Source organism: Nostoc sp. C057, from assembly GCF_013393925.1.
In the GTDB taxonomy this organism is placed as follows: Bacteria; Cyanobacteriota; Cyanobacteriia; order Cyanobacteriales; family Nostocaceae; genus Nostoc; species Nostoc muscorum_A.
The window spans coordinates 5,616,092-5,630,567 of sequence record NZ_CP040281.1 but is presented as its reverse complement, the minus strand read 5'-3'; the positions used below and the strand labels follow the sequence as shown (position 1 = coordinate 5,630,567).

15 protein-coding genes are annotated in these 14,476 nt (G+C 40.2%); 8 read left to right on the top strand and 7 right to left on the bottom strand.

Annotated features, from left to right (window positions below; genetic code table 11):
* Nucleotides 1-67: 67 nt before the first annotated feature.
* Together FD724_RS24050 and FD724_RS24045 are read right to left on the bottom strand one after the other, a co-directional pair.
* Nucleotides 68-823, bottom strand: coding sequence for a PspA/IM30 family protein (locus FD724_RS24050; RefSeq protein WP_179074357.1), 756 nt, complete (start codon nt 821-823; stop codon nt 68-70).
* Between the two features lie 229 nt (nt 824-1,052).
* A complete protein-coding gene (locus tag FD724_RS24045; protein WP_179074356.1) occupies nt 1,053-2,408 on the bottom strand; it encodes a hypothetical protein in 1,356 nt (451 codons plus the stop codon).
* Between the two features lie 185 nt (nt 2,409-2,593).
* Here FD724_RS24045 and FD724_RS24040 point away from each other — a divergent pair, with 185 nt between their 5' ends.
* Together FD724_RS24040 and FD724_RS24035 are read left to right on the top strand one after the other, a co-directional pair.
* Nucleotides 2,594-3,133 carry a DUF721 domain-containing protein gene (locus FD724_RS24040; RefSeq protein WP_179075610.1) on the top strand — a complete coding sequence of 180 codons (540 nt, stop codon included), beginning with the start codon at nt 2,594-2,596 and terminating at the stop codon, nt 3,131-3,133.
* Between the two features lie 472 nt (nt 3,134-3,605).
* Complete coding sequence (locus FD724_RS24035) at nt 3,606-3,923, top strand: hypothetical protein (RefSeq protein ID WP_179074355.1); 318 nt, start codon at nt 3,606-3,608, stop codon at nt 3,921-3,923.
* Between the two features lie 127 nt (nt 3,924-4,050).
* On the opposite strand, the gene menB is transcribed toward FD724_RS24035, so the two are convergent.
* Nucleotides 4,051-4,884, bottom strand: coding sequence for a 1,4-dihydroxy-2-naphthoyl-CoA synthase (menB, locus tag FD724_RS24030; RefSeq protein WP_179074354.1), 834 nt, complete (start codon nt 4,882-4,884; stop codon nt 4,051-4,053).
* Between the two features lie 140 nt (nt 4,885-5,024).
* Here menB and FD724_RS24025 point away from each other — a divergent pair, with 140 nt between their 5' ends.
* From FD724_RS24025 to FD724_RS24015, 3 genes are all read left to right on the top strand, one after another.
* Nucleotides 5,025-5,849 carry a DUF2887 domain-containing protein gene (locus FD724_RS24025; protein ID WP_179074353.1) on the top strand — a complete coding sequence of 275 codons (825 nt, stop codon included), beginning with the start codon at nt 5,025-5,027 and terminating at the stop codon, nt 5,847-5,849.
* 113 nt (nt 5,850-5,962) lie between these two features.
* Complete coding sequence (locus tag FD724_RS24020; protein ID WP_179074352.1) at nt 5,963-6,133, top strand: hypothetical protein; 171 nt, start codon at nt 5,963-5,965, stop codon at nt 6,131-6,133.
* Nucleotide 6,134: 1 nt separating this feature from the next.
* Nucleotides 6,135-6,995, top strand: coding sequence for a hypothetical protein (locus FD724_RS24015; protein ID WP_179074351.1), 861 nt, complete (start codon nt 6,135-6,137; stop codon nt 6,993-6,995).
* On the opposite strand, the gene FD724_RS24010 is transcribed toward FD724_RS24015, so the two are convergent.
* The 3 genes from FD724_RS24010 to menD all read right to left on the bottom strand — a co-directional run bounded on the left by FD724_RS24010 (nt 6,970) and on the right by menD (nt 10,452).
* The gene (locus tag FD724_RS24010) at nt 6,970-8,283 is read right to left on the bottom strand and encodes a site-specific DNA-methyltransferase (RefSeq protein ID WP_179074350.1); all 1,314 of its coding nucleotides are present in this window, start codon (nt 8,281-8,283) and stop codon (nt 6,970-6,972) included. The genes FD724_RS24015 and FD724_RS24010 overlap by 26 nt on opposite strands.
* Nucleotides 8,264-8,524 (bottom strand): helix-turn-helix domain-containing protein, encoded by a 261-nt coding sequence (locus tag FD724_RS24005; protein ID WP_179074349.1) that lies wholly within the window; start codon nt 8,522-8,524, stop codon nt 8,264-8,266. Before FD724_RS24005 ends, FD724_RS24010 begins: the two co-directional genes overlap by 20 nt.
* Before the next feature lie 173 nt (nt 8,525-8,697).
* Nucleotides 8,698-10,452, bottom strand: coding sequence for a 2-succinyl-5-enolpyruvyl-6-hydroxy-3-cyclohexene-1-carboxylic-acid synthase (menD, locus tag FD724_RS24000; protein WP_179074348.1), 1,755 nt, complete (start codon nt 10,450-10,452; stop codon nt 8,698-8,700).
* A gap of 160 nt (nt 10,453-10,612) precedes the next feature.
* Between menD and folB the strand changes: the two genes are divergently transcribed.
* The 3 genes from folB (at nt 10,613) to FD724_RS23985 (ending at nt 13,812) form a co-directional block, all read left to right on the top strand.
* A complete protein-coding gene (folB, locus tag FD724_RS23995; protein WP_114081929.1) occupies nt 10,613-10,981 on the top strand; it encodes a dihydroneopterin aldolase in 369 nt (122 codons plus the stop codon).
* A gap of 915 nt (nt 10,982-11,896) precedes the next feature.
* Entirely contained in the window at nt 11,897-13,180 is a 1,284-nt protein-coding gene (locus FD724_RS23990) for a diguanylate cyclase domain-containing protein (RefSeq protein ID WP_179074347.1), read from the top strand.
* A 71-nt stretch (nt 13,181-13,251) separates the two neighbouring features.
* A complete protein-coding gene (locus FD724_RS23985; RefSeq protein WP_114081927.1) occupies nt 13,252-13,812 on the top strand; it encodes a sugar O-acetyltransferase in 561 nt (186 codons plus the stop codon).
* Between the two features lie 3 nt (nt 13,813-13,815).
* Here the strand turns inward: FD724_RS23985 and FD724_RS23980 are convergent, their stop codons facing one another.
* Nucleotides 13,816-14,196, bottom strand: coding sequence for a calcium-binding protein (locus FD724_RS23980; RefSeq protein ID WP_114081926.1), 381 nt, complete (start codon nt 14,194-14,196; stop codon nt 13,816-13,818).
* Nucleotides 14,197-14,476 lie beyond the last annotated feature (280 nt).

Genomic DNA, 14,476 nt, shown 5'->3' with positions numbered 1-14,476 from the left:
GGAATCAGTACGTTATAACAACTCTTAATTCTTAAGATATCTCCAAACTGGGGTAATTAGCCGAACTTCAAGAGTCTTGAGTTTTAGGTAACTGCTGTTGAGGAGGCTGTACCGTGTTCTGCTTCTCCTCGGTAAGCAGATTGTTGTGCTGTGTGTTTTCTGCCTGATTTAAAACCTGCACCTTCATCGCGGCTAATTCAGTATCCACATTATTAGTAGATTCCAAGGAAGTAAATTGTGTTTCCAAGTCGTCACTACCGAGTTGGGCGATCGCTTCTGATTTAGCTTCTATTTGCAAAACTTTTTCTTCCATACGCTCAAAGGCGCTCAGACTGCTGGTAGCAGAAACTCCCCCAAGCATTTCCTGGAGGCGAGAAGAGGCTTCAGCAGAACGGGCGCGAGCAATATACATATCTTTTTTTGTTTTCGCCTCGGAAATTTTTAACTCTAGCGATCGCATATCCTTTTTTAGCCTAGCGACTATATCGTTTTGCTGCTCTATCTGAGAAAAGAGGGCTGTACTGGTTTCTTTATAAGCTTGGCGCTTAGTCAAAGCTTCCCGTGCTAGAGGTTCATTGCCTTGTTGTAAGGCCAATTGGGCGCGGCGATACCATTCTTCTGTTTGAGAGTTGGCAGCCGCCGCCTGTCGTTGGGTGCGTTTTTGGGTAGCGATCGCTTGTGCTACACCCGAACGCAACTGCACCAGATTTTCCTGCATCTCTAGGACAGTTTGCTCTAGAATCTTTTCTGGATCTTCTGCACCACCGATCAAACTATTGAGATTAGAGCGAATCACCCGCAGAATACGCTTGATTAATTCCATGTCGGCTCTCCATTCACGAAACTCAATGCTGAGTAATGAGTGCTGAGTATAAAAATTTTGTAGGAGGGTAGTTATGGAGTGCTGAATACTCAGTAATTTAATTGAGTATAAAATTTTTGTCGTAGTCAGATTTTGTATCTACTACTCAGCACGGGCTAAACCTTAGCTATCCGCTAACAGTACTCATAAGTCAGGACTGTTATCTCATGGTATCGTAGATTTTTGCAACTTATGGTTGCTGAACTCGTGCCTTAATTCCCTTTGTCTGTAATAATTGCATCTGTTTTTGTACTTGCTCTTTAGTCTTAAAAGCACCAAGATAAATCAATTCTTTGTTGGGTGATAAATAAGCATCAGGAATTACTTGCCGTGCTGAAGCATAAGCTGCACCTTTATTATCTATCACGACATGGTAGAACCCATCTGTTCCTGGTTTGATTTCTGCATTAGGCTTTGGTGAGGCTGCGATTGGCTGGGGCGAGGTTTTTGCCGTTGAAATGGGAGGTAAATTTAGGGGAGGTAAGGATTGTACAGTTGGTACTGGCGCTAAAGCGATCGGATTTGTCGGTTTTAGGGCTGTATTGGGGTTAGACAATGGCGCTTGAGGATTTACGCGGTTTTGGGGAACGCCTGGATTAGGTACTACTGCGGCGGTTGGTTGGACTTTAGGTTGTAAACCAACTAGATCGTTAGGATCTCTCACATCAGGAAACTCTTGGGCCGCAAGATTGGGATACATAGATGATGTGCTTGGTGGCTGTATCTGAGGTTGGATATTACTCCCAACTTCTTCAGTATTTCCTGGTGCGGGAGACGAGTTTCCGTTAAACAACTTGCCTAAATTCCATTGAGGCAAGCCTTTGGGATTGAATACTACATAACCCAAGGTAAGACTTGCTAACAATAGCAGCAACATTGAGCCGATACCTAAAGGTGATAGCAGACTGTCACTAGAATTGCTTGGTTTTTGGGTTTCTGGTTGTTCTTCTGTCAGACTTCGCAGTAGTGCTTCACTAGATTCTAAGTAGTCATCTGGGTGTTTAGGGGTGTTATCTGTCTGCAAAAGATTTTCGCTCTTAGTATCTTTAACAATTGCTGGCACGATGCTGCTACTAAAATTGGGCGGTGGCGGTGGAAGTTGAGTTTGTGTTTTAGCAGAATCTTGGGTAGAGGGCAGATTGAGATTATTTGGTTCTTCGGTATTTGCCGTAACTGGCGCTCGGTTCACCTCATGATTCACAACTAGAGAAGATGCTGGTGGTACGTCAATTTCTGTAACTGGCGCTGGGGTTCCCTGATGATTCACAGGTACAGCAGGCGGCACGTTAGTTTTAATTTCCGTTACTGATGACTGAGTTGTTCCCAATGTTGTAGGAATGGCAGTCAAAGACTGGGTTTGACTGCTCATGTAACTTGCAACTCGGCGTTGGTTCGATGACACTAAACCATTTCGCGTGCGTCGGTATCGAGCTAACTCTTGATCTAGCGGTACTTCTAAACTTGCTAGTGCTGCTGTTAGTGCTGGTTTCAACCCAGGCGTTTTAGACGATTGAGTACCGGAATCGTTTAGGGGGTTTTGAGTCATTGCCTGTGTGCCTCAAACGTAGATTTCTGGAATAACTATAGATATATTTCTGACAATATTAGCGAAAATTATTTAAATAGATTGGGTATTGGGGAAGAGGTGACAGGTGATAGTGAATAATCTGCACCCTGTACCCTGTAACCTTTACCCTATCCTATTCCCTTCTTCACTCCCCACTTTGAATGATGTCGTTGAAATCAATTAATGATATTTTAGGCGTTCTGGAAAAGCAGTCTAAATGGCAAGAGCAACCATTTCAACACTTGCTCAAGTGTTGGGCAAGTGTTGTTGGGCCAGTGGTTGCCGCAAATACTCGACCATTGTCGATTCAACGCGATGTTTTGTCGGTAGCAACTTCTAGTGCTGCTTGGGCGCAAAACCTGACTTTTGGTCGCACGTCTCTGCTTTTAAAGTTGAATAAAACACTGCCAACGCCTTTGGTTGATATTCGCTTCTCTACTGCTAGCTGGCAGAATCCATCTGTGGAGAGAAAACAGCAACAAACGGTTTTGCCCCACGAGCATCCCAGTTACCTTGGTGATGAGATTAGCCGCCCTGATGTTACACCCACCAAGGATGTAAATGCTGCTTTTGGGCATTGGACGAAGATTATGCGATCGCGATCGCATGGCTTACCCCTTTGTCCTCAATGTGAATCTCCCACCCCACCCGGCGAACTCCAGCGCTGGGCAGTCTGTTCTGTCTGTGCTGCTAAAAAGTTTTAAAGTAAGTCAGTCTTGACCTAAATTGAATGCAAAATATTTCAGCGATTATTGTTTGGGCAGAATTTATCTCAAAGTAATTTTCTGCTGCCATCTAGATAAGTTCGTTCTAATTCTTGAGAAAAAAGATGTTTTACAGCTAAAATATACCAAACGTGGTACTAAAACTAGACTATTTATCTGAAATAATATGTCTTAAGGCATCCTTAAGGAGGAAGTTAAAAGGGTAAATAAATCAAAAGCTTTGGTTTTACTCTTGATCCCTAATAAGTTTTAGCCAAAATCAATAGGTAATCACTCTCCAGATTATTTAAAAATATAACAAGATTATAAAAACATCCTAAAGTTTATTTTTTCGTCGGGATCGCTGAAAGCTATAGAAAATAATGGTTTTTTGGCTTTTCTCCGTCTTTATATATAGAAGCAAAATATAAAGATGAAATTCAGCCGAAAACGGCACTAAAGATGAATCCGAATGAAACCTATTAAATTTTTAGCATCTGCCTGTAAATATTGCCGTCATTACCAGCCAGAAGGTCGCCGTGGTGGAACGTGCCAGCAGTTGGGAGCGCCAGTCCAAGCAACTTGGAAGGCTTGCTCCTTGGCGCTCCCACCTTTTGCACCTTCTTGGGAAACCTTGGAAGATGCTTGGACTTTGCCAGATGCAAAACCAGTTTTAGCTTGTTCTCATTCCCCGGCTTCAGATTTAGATCATGCTGCTCCTGCTCCTGTAGAAGAAATAACTGCCTCTATATATTCTGAAGAGGCCAAGACTGAAGCAGTATTTATTTAGTTATCCATTATTACTGAACCAATTTTGTAGTTTGCTTAAGATAAGATTTGTTTTTAAGATATTTAGTGCCATAAACGTTGACATTTGCAAAAATCGCACCTCAATAAAGGGTGCGATTTTTGCAATTTTAAGGTAGCCAAGGAAAAGAGCGAAAATCTGGTGGACGCTTTTCGAGAAAAGCTTGTTTGCCTTCAGACCCTTCTTCTGTCATGTAATAGAGTAAGGTGGCATTGCCAGCGAGTTCTTGTAAACCAGCTTGCCCGTCACAATCAGCGTTGAAGGCGGCTTTGAGACATCGAATTGCGATCGGACTTTTTTCTAAAATCTCCTGCGCCCATTGAATACCTTCCGCTTCTAGCTGTTCGACTGGGACGACACAATTAATTAAACCCATTTCTAGCGCTTGTTGGGCATCATATTGGCGGCAAAGAAACCAAATTTCTCGTGCTTTTTTTTGTCCCACAATGCGGGCAAGATAGCTGGCTCCAAAACCACCGTCAAAACTGCCGACTTTCGGGCCTGTCTGTCCGAAAATGGCGTTATCGGCAGCAATGGTAAGGTCGCAAATTAAGTGTAGAACGTGTCCACCACCGATCGCATATCCAGCGACTAAAGCAATCACCACTTTCGGCATCGAACGAATCAGGCGTTGTAAGTCCAGCACATTCAAGCGAGGGATACCAGTGTCATCCACATAACCCGCATGTCCGCGCACGCTTTGATCGCCACCAGAACAGAAGGCATATTTCCCATCAGTATGTGGGCCATAGCCAGTAAATAGGACGACACCAATAGTAGTATCTTCACGAGCATTAGAGAAAGCGTCATACAGTTCAAAGACTGTTTTAGGACGGAAAGCATTGCGTTTATGGGGACGGTTGATGGTGATTTTTGCAATGCCATCAGTTTTTTGATACAGGATATCTTCGTAGGTTTTGGCAGTTTGCCAGTTAATTTGCATTGGTATGAAGTGCGCTGTTGTGCTTGAGAATTTTATCGCGGACGTAGGGACATGCGATACCTGCGGTGGGCTACGCCTACGCTAAATTGTTGTCTCAAGCCTTTACAATCTGGTAATTGTCTGGGTGTTGAGGAATAAAAATGCGACGTGACACCATCTTCTATAAATTATTTAAGCAATTTCCCGGTTTGCTATTTGAATTAGTAGATGAACCACCCCCAGAAGCGGAGAACTACCAGTTTGAATCAGTTGAGGTGAAAGAAACGGCGTTTCGGATTGATGGAGTATTTTTACCTCCCGCAAATGCAGTTTCCAAAACCGTTTTTTTTGCAGAAGTCCAGTTTCAGAAGGACGAAGACTTATATCACCGCTTCTTTAGTGAGTTGTTTTTGTTTCTCTACCGCAACTCGATTCGTTACGATGACTGGTTTGGAGTCATAATTTTTGCTTCTCGCAGTCTTGAACCTTCCAACTCAACGATTCACCGCGCTTTGTTGGAAAGTGGTCAAGTCAGACGGGTTTATCTGGATGAGTTGGGGGATTTGCGACAACAACCTTTAGGATTGGGTTTGATGTTGCTGACAAATGTTACTTCTGAAACGGAAGCAGTGGAAGGGGCGCGGTTTTTGCTGGAGCAAGCACGGCAACAATCGGAGCAAGCGATAATTGATTTAGTGACGACGATTATCGTCTACAAGTTTGCTAACCTAAGTCGAGAGGAGATTGCAGCAATGTTGGGACTGAATTTGGAAGAACCACGGGCGATTCGGGAAGCGAAGGAAGAAGAAGCGCGATCGCTCATCTTAAGACTATTAAACCGACGGGTGGGTGAGTTTCCTGAGTCGCTTCAGCGCCAGATTCAGGTGTTGTCGCTAGAACAGTTAGAAGCTTTAGGTGACGCTTTGTTGGATTTCTCTTCTCTTGCTGATTTGGAAGGGTGGTTACAAAGTCAACAAAGCGGGTAAATTTCACGCAAATTAAGAAGGGCGATACCTGCGGTGGGCTACGCCTACGCACTCCATAAAATAATGATGCTTACAAATAAAGGTTCTCGAAGTGAAGAAGCATTTGTAGACACGTGGGTATATCAGAAGCGGTGGAAGAAGTGCGATCGCTCTTGCTGCGACTGTTAAAACGACTATTTGGTGGAATTGCTGAGGAAGTTGGAAGCGTTAGCTTTGGCGTTTTTTATAGAGTTATGTGTTTTATACTTAAAAGATTGTATCGATTATGGCAATGGAGATTGTAATTTGATTTCATTCAGTAGCTACAAAGGAACTGCATCCAAGTGGATTACCATATTTGACTCACCATTCTACCCTGATTCTTTAGATGAAGCTAAAATGCTCTACGAGAAAGTTTTGGAGCGTTTCATAGAATTGGTAGACGAAGCAACAAACTCTGCAAATTTACTCGAAATTATTACAAAAGACCCAGATCCTTTACGTATTCAACTTCTTAGAGTATTTCGGAGGTATGTATCACCAGATACGACAGTAGAAATGACCAAGAAAAAACGTGATATCCCCAATATAATTAACGACTTTGGTGATAGATTTCGTAGCTTAGAAGAAGTTAGAAAAAATTTGCAAAGTCGTCCTGTACCCGATGAAACTCTGATGGCTCTTCTTTTAGAACAGAGTAAACGGGGGCAAAAAGGCTATGACTTGACAGAAGCGTTTTTCTTATGGTTTGACAGAGTATTTGGTAAAAACTATATAATTCGGGGGCCAGTTCGTGCTGGAAAAGATGTAATGCTTGATAAGGTTTTGGATAATTGGGAAGCTCAAACTCCAGCAGATATTTTTATATCTAGATTAGATGGAACCCCCTTAGTAGTTGGATTTGCTCGTTATGACTCTGATAGAGGAGGTTCTCAAGAAGATGATCGGACTGGTGGAAATCGAGATAAAGCAACTGATATTCTCAGATATGCTGATACATATAAAGTGGCTTTAAAAGTATTTTTTTTGAATGATGGCCCAGGATTGCTACTAGGATCTATGTGGAATGATTACGCTCGTCTAGAAAGTTATGGTAGTGGCAAAATAATGGTATGCACTCTGAAAATGCTTGATGAGAGATTTACACAAGATTGGCTTGAAAGTTGAGTTTGCTATCCCAATCATGTATTACAGTATCAGAGATAAACTCTAATTCTGGTGTTTCTTCAATATATAAATCTAGACCACTTCGTAAAATTCTATTTAGACCTATTAAGCACTTTTGTTCATGTTTAGCGGAACTATTTCCGTTAATGAAGTCACCCATTGCTTCTGTCCCTTTAACTAAACGCTGAACTATTGTAGCTATAGCAAGTTGGGAATTATCAATAGCTATCCATTTTCTACCTAACTCTTCAGCTATAGCAGCAGTAGTACCACTTCCAGCGAATGCATCTAACACAATATCTCCTTCATTAGATGAGGCTAGAATTATTCGTTTTATCATATCTGGATTTTTTTCTGTTGGATAGCCAGTAATTTTTATATTTTGATTGTGGGCATCCTTAAAATCAAGCCAAATATCTTGGACTGAAATACCCTGACTATTATCTAAATAAACTTTTCTTCTTGGGTTTCCTGTTGGTGACCAGTAAATTTCTCCACGTGCATCCATTTCGTCTAAAGTTTCTGGAGTATATTGCCAGTGTTTACCAGGAGGAGGTAGCATTCCTCTCCAGGGTTGACCTGTTGCACCTTTTCTTACACCTGGTGCATGAACAGGAACTTTCTTATAAACTCTTCCAGTCTCCTTTTCAACATATTGATATTCTTTCTTTGCAGTAGTTTCATTCCAAGGGTTAAAAGGCTGATTCCATATATAATTATCTGTTTTTGTGTAAAATAGAATGTAATCAGCTGTGTTTCCATACTGTTTACGTGTATAGTTTTTTGGGTTACATTTTTTTCTTGTAATCAAATTGCGAAAGTTTTTAGAACCAAAAATTTCATCCATTAGAATTTTGACAGCACAAGCCATCTTGTCATCTAAATGTATATAAATAGAACCTTCATCTGATAAAAGTTCTCTTAGTAAAACCAGTCGTTGACGTAAAAACTCTAAATATTCTGCACCTTCTATTAGGTCGTGATAAGCATGGTCTCTTTGACGAGACTCAAAACTACTCCCTGTTGCATAGGGGGGGTCAATATAAATTAAACTAACTTTACCCGCGATAGTATCATCGTTCAAGAATGAACTAAGAACTCTTAAATTCTCTCCATAGATGAGTCTGTTTCTTGGATGTTCATCTATACTGATTATGCGATGTAACTTGGCGACAGGAATTTTTAATATATCTTCTATAGGAATTTTTCCTTCATATTCCAGACGAAAAGGAATTACATTTTGTTTTTGACTTTTACGACTATTTCGACTAGGTATTCCTGTTGCCATTTGAGTTAATATCTTCTTCTGCTTGTTTTCTACTGTTATTTATTTGTAAGAACTCATCTAAGTCTTTTTGTCTTATACGCCAAATTCTTGGCCCCACTTTTGTAGCTTTAAGATTATTTGATGATATCCATCTTTGTACAGTTCTTTGGTGAACACGAAGAAGTTGAGCTACTTCAACAGTTGTTAAAAACGAAATATCTCCTTCACTCTCATTATTGTTATGTTTTACATCTTGTCGCATTTGTCGCTAAATTCGCTAGAGTCGTTATTTTACTACTAATTATAATATTTTGCAAGTTTCAGCAGCACCACCAGTACTTGAAATGCTTTACACAAATAACTTTTAATTTTGACACCATAAACATTTTGCAAAATTCTTTGCATCTCGGTATTTAGTAATATCTAACGGCAGAGTTAAATTACAATATCTGCGGCAAATCTCCTCAAATTTTCCTGTCGCCACTTGGCATCTGCTTTGCGATTTGTCTGTAACTCCAAAACCCGAATTCCTGTAGTTGGGAGCGGGTTTAATTTTTGCTGTAACTGCTGCCAAGAAGTAATCAATTCATGCTGCACATTATAAGTAGCGCACAACTGAGCAAAATCAATATCCTGGGGAGTGCCAAAAAATTCTTCAAATGGTGGATCAAACTTGGCAATGGGTAACATTTCAAAAATACCACCGCCATTGTTGTTAATTAATACAATTGTGAGATGTCCCACAAACTTATTGCGGATTAAAAAACCATTGGTGTCATGCAACAGTGCCAAATCTCCCGTTAACATCACACTACTTTGCTGGCGATGGGCGATTCCTAAAGCTGTGGATAATGTGCCATCAATGCCATTTGCACCCCGGTTAAAGTGCGATCGCACTCCTAAATTATTCGGTTTCCAGAAATATTCTACATCCCGCACAGGCATACTGTTGCCAATGAACAGAGGCGTTCCAGGCGGTAAAATCTGAGAAATTAACCAAGCTGCTTTACTCTCAATTATTTCATCTATTTTCCCCATCGTCTGGTCAACAGCTAACCTGACTTTAGCTTCCGCATCACACCATTGCTGCAAATAGTCTGAGGAGAAAGATAAATTTCTCTCTTCTACCTTGATTTCTTCTACAGATATCCGTAAATGCGTTGTCCTTCCGTGCAAAGGGTCGAGGTTTTGGTCACTAGGATCAATTACCCAGCGTCGCGGCTGGGTTGCATCTATCCAAGTACGCAGTTCTTTACTCGTAGGCATTTCACCCACCTGAATCACCATTTCGGGCACTAGCTGCTTTGCTAGTTGCTGATTTCGCAAAATCAAGTCATAAGTGGAAATTAAATAAGGGTTGAGTTCGGCATAATTTCTCACTGGGGAGAGTCCCTCAGCTAACACAGGCCATTTGAGAGTTTGGGAAAGTTGTGCGATCGCTCTACAATACTCTTCTGGTTGCGATGGTTGGGCAACACCTGCAATGATAATGCCGCGATCGCATTCTTTCCATTGTTGGGGAATGGGGAATGGGGAATGGGGAATGGGAAATGGGTTTGCTATTCCTGCGAAAAAGTCTTCTGGGTGAAACTGCGATCGCAAATAACTCAAGTTGGTTCCATCAGGAACAGGCGCTAAAGGATCGCGAAAGGGAATATTCAAATGTACTGGCCCCTTTGTAGGAGTTTGCGCTCTTTCCCAGCTATGAATTACTGTTTGTCGCAGATAAGCTAGCATTCCCAGATCGGCGGAGGGTAAGGCTAACTCCGTTTGCCAATTTGGGTAGGTTCCATATAATCTCAACTGATCTACAGTTTGCCCAGAGTGACAATCTCGCAATTCTGGGGGCCTATCGGTGGTTAATATCAACAGTGGGACGCGACTATATGAGGCTTCAATGACTGCTGAATAAAAATTTGCTCCTGCTGTACCAGAGGTACAAACTAGTACTACAGGGCGACCGGTTGCTTGAGCTTGTCCCAAAGCGAAAAAGGCTGCGGAACGTTCATCGAGAATGGAAATCGCTTCAATCTCAGGTGCTTGTTGAGCAAAGGCGATCGCTAAGGGTGTAGAGCGTGATCCAGGACAAATGATGGCACAAGTCAATCCCAACCGCTTTAGGGTCTCTGTTAAAATGTAAGCCCAAAGTTGATTAACATTCCTAAAGGCGATCGGCATTAAATCAAACATAGCTATAAAACAATCTGAAATTTTAGATTTTGTTTAGGGAAATTTAATTTAAAATCCATCTGGGAAAGTTTGGTGAAAAGAAGTCCAAGGGAGGGAAGCCGATCCTCGATACTTTCTTGCTCCACTTTCTACAAAATGCCCAATTTGCTCTCAAACTTTTATGGACTGCATTCATTTAACGGGAATTCGCTGCTATGGCTACACTGGGTATTTACGAGAAGAACAAGTGCTAGGACAATGGTTTGAGGTGGATGTGAGGTTATGGTTGGATATCTCCACAGCGGCCAAGACTGACGCGATCGAAGACACTTTAGATTATCGCAGCGTCATTAGCTTGATACAACATCTCGTCAAAACGTCTAAGTTTGCTTTGGTGGAGAAATTGGTAGCAACGATCGCAGATTCTATTCTCCAAGAGTGCGATCGTGTAACACAAGTCCAAGTAATTCTGAGCAAACCTGCTGCACCTATTCCAGATTTTGGTGGCAAAATTAGCATTGAACTTACTAAAAGTAAGTCCAATCTCTAAAGCACAAAACGTGTTTTTTTTGTCAATATCTATAAACTAGCAAAAACAGGGGGTTTTTATGGAGCGCGGAAATATCTCACAAAGAGAATCTTTCCTGCCATTGCCCCCAGCACTTGCTCGTTATCAAAAAACACTAAAAAAATCATGTTATTTGCTGATGAGCATTTAACATGCATATTTTCAGTTAAAACAATTTATGATTTATTATTAACTAAAACCAATAAATAATTTTAATTTATACTCTTTCATTCACAATTCAAAATTCCAATACCAACTCTTTGTGAAACTGCACAAAAGCAAGATTACTTGGTAAAACTAGGCACAAAATCTCCTTGTTTTGGAACAACTTTAGAGAATTGGTAATCAGACAGTTTCAGACGATAATTTGCATCCTGGCTGAGACAAACGCTATTTGTAGACAACGTTTTATTAAACTCTTTAATTCCAGATAACGATTAATTTTTAGTAGTATTATAATCAATCGATATTATCATATTACAACACAAGATACTATATTAATTTTTCCAAATTATTTGAAAGTGGTAGACTGTGATTTTATTAACTTTTATTCTTGATTAATTTTGACATAGATACTATACTTGATGTTTATTTTATTTAAGAAAATAATTGATTGCATATTGTTGAAAATAAATTTTTGATTGCTGGTAATTATATGGTAATTTACATTTTATGTTAATGACATGATATTAACTGCATACATTAATCACAATTAGCTTTGACAAACACAGAAATTATTGGAGGTTAATAACATGATGCTATTTGCTCATTAGTTAAGTATTTATATCAAGCAATACTACAGAGTAGTTAAAGATTGTTTATGATGAAATAAGAACTTTTGTATCGAGTTGTTACTGACAACAAAAATCTGAACCCTAGCAAACAGGTTGTTTCACCATGTTCGCCCGCAAAATCCTAGTTGTTGAGGATGAAAAAATCATAGCCTCAAATATTAGAAAAAGTTTACAAAAATTAGGTTATTCTGTATCAGAAATCACTAAGTCTGGTGAAGAAGCAATAAAAAAGGTAGCAGAAACTCATCCACATTTAGTATTAATTGATATCTGCCTAGCTGGGGAAATTGACGGTGTGAACGTAGCAGACATCATCCAGAATCACTTCCATGTACCTGTAGTATATTTAACAGAGTGTTCGGAATATAAAACATTATATGAAAACCAGCTAAGTGAGCCTTTTAGTTACATAGTCAAACCATTTATTGAAAGTGATTTACATTTTGCGATTGAAATGGCTCTATACAAACATCAAAGCAAAAAAATATTATACGAAGAAAAACAAAGGCTGGCAGCAATTATTAATAGTATGAGCAGTGCAGTGATTGTGACTTATGCTAATGGTTGTATTCAAATGATGAATCCCACAGCAGAAATAATCACGGGCTGGAAGGAAAGTGAAGCGTTCGGTAAAGATTTAGTAGAAGTAGTTAACTTAGTTGACAAAGATGTAGGGGAAAAAATTGAAAATTTAGCCGCAGATGTAATCAAAACAGGTGAAATTTTGGATTTCCCAGAAAACTGTATACTGATTACCAAAGATGGCAAAGAGATAGCGATTGGGGATAAAGTTGCACCCATCCGCGATCGCAATGGTAGTATCACTGGTGCAGTTTTAGTGTTTCAAGATATCACCAAACGCAAGCAGACAGAGGCACAATTGATCCGTAATGCGTTTTATGATGGGTTGACAGCATTACCAAATCGTGTTTTATTTCTAGACAGGCTCAGACAAACAATTGAGCGCAGCAAACGCAGAAGCGATTATTATTTTGCAGTTTTATTTTTGGATTTAGATGGTTTCAAAGATATTAATGATCGCTTTGGGCATGGAATAGGGGATGAGTTTTTAGTAGCGATCGCTAGACGTTTAGAGTCCTGCTTACGTGGTGGTGATACTGTAGCCCGATTTGGTGGTGATGAGTTTACAGTTCTTTTAGAGGATATTAAAGACATTACTGATGCTACCAATGTTGCCAAACGGATTCAAGAATCCTTGCGATCGCCACTTAAGCTGAATGGATGTGAATTATCTACTACAGCTAGTATTGGTATTGCTTGGAATTTTAGTAGTTATGAGGAACCTGCAACTCTGCTACGGGATGCTGATATTGCAATGTACCGAGCTAAACGGCAGGGAAAAGCGACTTATGCCATATTTAGTTAAGGATAGAATATGTGCTAATTTAGTTGCTGCTAAGGTTATCGTATACAAACGAGAAGTCCCATAAGCCTGTTATGGAAAAAACCGAAAAACAGAAAATGCTCGCAGGCGAGTTATATCTGGCGGAAGATCCAGAATTGGCTGCCGAAAATAAACGAGCTAGTCGTCTGTTGCGAAGGTACAATTCTACAACTGAAGAACAGCAAGATCAACGGCAGCAAATTTTGCAAGAGTTATTTGGAAAGATAGGTGACAAAGTATCAATTGTGCCGCCCTTTCACTGTGACTATGGTAGTAATATTTTTGCTGGCAACAAATTGTTTATGAACTATGGTTGTGTAATTTTAGACTGTAATACAGTTCACATTGGTGATAATGTATTATGCGCTCCTTATGTACAAATTTATACTGCTTATCATCCTGTAGAGCCAGAAATTCGCCTTTCTGGTAGAGAATTAGCTGCCCCAATTAACATTGGTAACAATGTCTGGATTGGTGGCAGTGCAATTATTTGTCCAGGTGTCACTATTGGCGATAACACAACCATTGGTGCTGGCAGTGTAGTTGTCAAAGATATACCTGAGAATGTTGTCGCTGCTGGTAATCCCTGCCGCGTCATTCGATATTTATCCTAGAGTTTAAAACTTGTATCCTCTGGCAATCCAATAGAGCCAGTCTGCGATCGCTTCTTGAGTTTCGCTGTCAGCATCAATGGCTGCTATTTCAGATAACTTTGCAGAATATACATCATCATCCTTACCATTAATGTAAGCCACTTCGACAAGCATATCTTTTAAACACTCATCATCTGGGGCCATTCCCAGCACCTCCACTTCTTTCTCCTCGGTAGAGCCTGATTTGCGTCCCTTCTTAGTCCATTTAGCCATAAAGGGAAAATTTAGAGCCTCTTCGAGGTAGTAGTACCAACCCATAGCTCGGTCTTCTTTGTCTTCAGCATCTACAATGATCTCTGTTTTAATGCGATGCTCTCGGTTTTCGTCGGCTTCAACATTAGGCATAAGATACCGCTTTACGTGTATAACATTTTGATAATATTAGCAAAGTCTTGGCTAAGAATAATTTTTCTAAAAGATAGTTAAGTATATAGGGCTTACGCATAATAGAACCCCCAACCCCCGTTTTAAGAAGGCTTTGAGAGTTTAGCCTTTTTTCAAAGGAGTTAGGGTAGATCGATATTTTAGTTCTCAGTGCGTAATTCTTGGTATATCTAGGTTATACAAAAAACCGCTTGTTATTGACAAACGGTTTTCTAGTTATTGCACTCAAAGAGTAACTTAT